This is a genomic window from uncultured Methanobrevibacter sp. (assembly GCF_937906425.1).
Taxonomy (GTDB): domain Archaea; phylum Methanobacteriota; class Methanobacteria; order Methanobacteriales; family Methanobacteriaceae; genus Methanobrevibacter.
This window is the reverse complement of record NZ_CALCYR010000273.1, coordinates 1-2,993: the sequence shown is the minus strand read 5'-3', so window position 1 is coordinate 2,993 and position 2,993 is coordinate 1. Positions and strand designations below refer to the sequence as shown.

Annotated in this window: 3 protein-coding genes; all 3 read right to left on the bottom strand. The window is 28.7% G+C overall.

The window, feature by feature from the left end:
- Positions 1 to 104: 104 nt before the first annotated feature.
- Positions 105 to 467, bottom strand: a complete 363-nt coding sequence (locus Q0138_RS07995) for a hypothetical protein (RefSeq protein WP_297983133.1) — start codon at positions 465 to 467, stop codon at positions 105 to 107.
- Between the two features lie 301 nt (positions 468 to 768).
- Positions 769 to 1,467 carry a dethiobiotin synthase gene (gene bioD, locus Q0138_RS07990; protein WP_297983130.1) on the bottom strand — a complete coding sequence of 233 codons (699 nt, stop codon included), beginning with the start codon at positions 1,465 to 1,467 and terminating at the stop codon, positions 769 to 771.
- A gap of 311 nt (positions 1,468 to 1,778) precedes the next feature.
- Entirely contained in the window at positions 1,779 to 2,753 is a 975-nt protein-coding gene (gene bioB / locus Q0138_RS07985; protein ID WP_297983127.1) for a biotin synthase BioB, read from the bottom strand.
- Between the last annotated feature and the right edge of the window lie 240 nt (positions 2,754 to 2,993).

The following is a 2,993-nucleotide window of genomic DNA, read 5'->3' as shown; positions in this document are numbered from 1 at the left end:
ACTCTGTCCCTACACGACGCTCTTCCGATCTTAATTTGATTAAATTAAAAGAAATAGTAAATAATTCTGATAATTCAAAAAATTTTTTTACAAAAATATTTGACTTAGAGCCAGATTATTGTTGGGTTGCTAAAATAAGATATTTTTGCATTAACTATCACATCATTTAAATAAGTAGTTGGGGTTTTTAAAACATAATCTTCACCTAAATGAAGAGTGAGAGAACTAGGCCCGTCAATTTCTAATTTATTATAAGTATATCCATTTAATGTTTTACTTAAATAAGCATCTGCGAATAAATGGCCTAAATCGATATAACATGCAGCGTCATAATGGGCTTCATCAACAGAATCATTATCAAAAGGTTCAAATAAAGTGGTTAATCTATCGTTAGTTTCAATATAAATATTATGTTCATCCACTCTAGAACGCTTAATATAATTCAAACGTTCTGCATATTTCCACATTGAAGTTTCACTAATCGCAGCGATATTTATTTCCCCTAAATTGTTACGATGGGGAAGCAGTTACAGCATAAAGCCCGATTTATTTACACAGAAAAATAAATTTTACAATAGAATTTTAAAAAAGTGTAAAAATACAAATCAATAGTTTACAGAGAACAAAAATGTAAAAATCAAAAAAATAGTAAAGAAAAAATAGCTAAAAAATTTAAATTGATTTAATTAAAATAACACCAAATTAAATTAACAAAACCAACACCAACTATTAAAAATATCAAAGGAACTTTTAATTAAACACAAACTTCTATTTAAAAAAACTAATAAAAACTTCCTCATCTACATCAAGTGATAAATTTTTATCATTTTTATAAATTTTAGCAATAACATCTACTCCGCAAAGGTCCTCAACCATTTTTACATTATCAATTTCCATAGGACAATCCTTATAATTATTCATAAGAATACCGCAAACCAGAATATCCCTGTTCTTAAGATATTCAACTGTAGTGACTATTGAATTAATAGTGCCAAGACCTGCATCCGCTATAAGTACAACATTTAAATCAAGTTCCTTAATTATATCCTCAAGCATTATATTAGAAGAGGGATTTTCAATATCATAACGAATTGGACAGACTATTCCTCCACTTCCCTCCATTACAATATAATCATATTTTTTACAGACTGATTCATATGAAGATTTTACAACTTCCATTGAAACTGGATTTCCCTCTATCTGACTTGCAAGATGTGGAGAGACTGCTGTTTCATAAATGTATGGAACAAGAAAGGAGGTGTCCTCTTCCAAACCAGCCATAGACAATACTTCAACAGCATCTCCTGGAATGATATTGCCATCAGCATCCTTAATGGCACCGCTTAAAGCAGCCTTAAAATAGCTGGCGTTATAATCATTGTCACGTAAATATTTAAGAATAAGACCGGTAACATAAGTTTTTCCAATATCTGTACCAGTTCCTAAAACAAATAAACCTTTAGACATTTTTTCACCTTTTACAGTTTAAATATTTAAAATTCATAGTTTTTAAGTTTTTTTTAAATTTAAAATCAGATTAAAATAATAAAAATTCAATATAATTACAAAAATTCAAAAAAATGGCAAAAATTCAAAATAATTACAAAAATTTAATTTAAATGCAAAAATTCAAAAAAGTATAAAATTCAAAAAAATGGCAAAAATTCAAAAAAGTATAAAATTCAAAAAAATGGCAAAAATTCAAAAAAAGTATAAAATTCAAAAAATAATAAAAAATAATAAAAAATAATAAAAAATAAAATTAAGACTCAAAACAATCATTCTATAGAATAACTTATCTCATAACCTAAGTCTTCAAGCAGTTGCAAGTCCTCATTCATTTCAACCCCTGCAGTTGTTAACATATTTCCTAAAATTCCTGCATTGGCTCCTGATTGAAATGCTTTCCTCCCATTGTCTCCCAAAAGAGCTCTTCCTCCAGCCATACGAATAAAGGCATCAGGATTAATAAACCTAAAAATAGCAATTATTCTGCAGACCTCATCATTAGTCAAAATCTCATTACTCTCAACCGGAGTTCCCTTAATGGGATTTAAAACATTAATCGGAATAGACTTAACTCCCAAATCCCTAAGAATAAGTGCAAGATCAATCCTATCCTCAAAACTTTCACCCATTCCAAATATTCCGCCACTGCAGATCATAAGACCCTCATCACTTATCTGAGATATGGTATCAAGCTTTTCATCATAGGAATGTGTTGTGCAAATCTCCTTAAAGTAATTTCTTGAACTTTCCAAATTATTATGAATACGTTCAACATCAAGTTCCTTAAGTTCATTGATTTGACTTGCATTAAGAAGACCAAGTGAAACACAAACATGAAAGTCATCCTTTTCCTCACGCAGTTCACGAAGAACACCTGTTAAAACATCAAATTCCCTATTGCTTATCTTACGTCCTGAAGCAACATAGGAAATGCGCTTGAATCCGGTATCCAATATGGCAAGACTTCTTTTCTTTAGCTCATCATGGGAAAGTATTGGATAAATGTCAATGTCTGTGTCATAATGGTTTGATTGAGCACAAAATTTACAATCTTCACTGCATCTTCCATTTTTTACATTGATTAACATACATGCATCAAATCTATTTCCACAAAAGAATTGACGGATTTCATCAGACGCTTTGGAGAGTTCATCTAATGGCACATCTATGAGATTCATTGCATCAGATTTAGTGACTTTGTAATTATTTAATACTTTATTTTTTAGCTCATCAACAGAGTACATATTTTTACCTAATTAGTTTTCAATCAACAATATTAAAAAACATAACACCTGCATAATTTTATAACACGTGTTAATAATTTTTTACCAATTATAATATATTCGACCTAACTTATAAAGATTTAGTAGATTAAAGATTATAAAAAAATTATTTAAAAAAAATTAAGAAATCAATCCCTAAAAATTAATTAAAAAAAATTAAGAAATCAATCCCTAAAAATTAATTAAAAAAAATTAAGAAAT